Genomic DNA, 501 nt, shown 5'->3' on the forward strand with positions numbered 1-501 from the left:
TCGCTTGCATCGACCACGAGCACGCGGTCGACGACGGCGCGCCAGCGCTTGGACTCCACCAGCAGCGGGACGTCGAACACGATCAGCGGTCCGGTCGCGACCGCAGCCTGGCGCTCGCACTCCGCGCCGATCAGTGGGTGCAGAATGGCTTCCAGCCGCTTCTTGGCTGACATGTCGCCGAACACGAGAGCCCGCATTCGTGCGCGATCCAGGCCGCCGTCCGCCGCGATGAAGGTGCGGCCGAACTCCGCTTCGATCGCAGGCATCGCGGCGCCGTGCGGCTCGGAGATGGACCGTGCAATGGCGTCGGTATCGATCAGGACAGCGCCGCGTCTGACCAGCAAGGATCCGACCGTGCTCTTTCCGCTGCCGATCCCGCCGGTCAGGCCGATGCGCATGGCGCCGATCTTCAGAGGCCGATCGCGCGAAGGATCGCGCCCGGGCCGACGAGCATGGCGGTGAAACCGGCAGCCGCCAGGAACGGCCCGAAGGGCACATAGC

The 501-nt window shown here is 68.7% G+C and carries 1 protein-coding gene; it reads right to left on the bottom strand.

Annotation, left to right across the window (positions count from 1 at the left end):
* Nucleotides 1-398, bottom strand: a 398-nt coding sequence (coaE, locus tag AC1DTN_RS39435; protein ID WP_477925712.1) for a dephospho-CoA kinase, incomplete at its 3' end; no start/stop codon positions are given.
* Nucleotides 399-501: the final 103 nt, after the last annotated feature.

It is taken from the genome of Rhizobium sp. 01T444 (assembly GCF_056398305.1).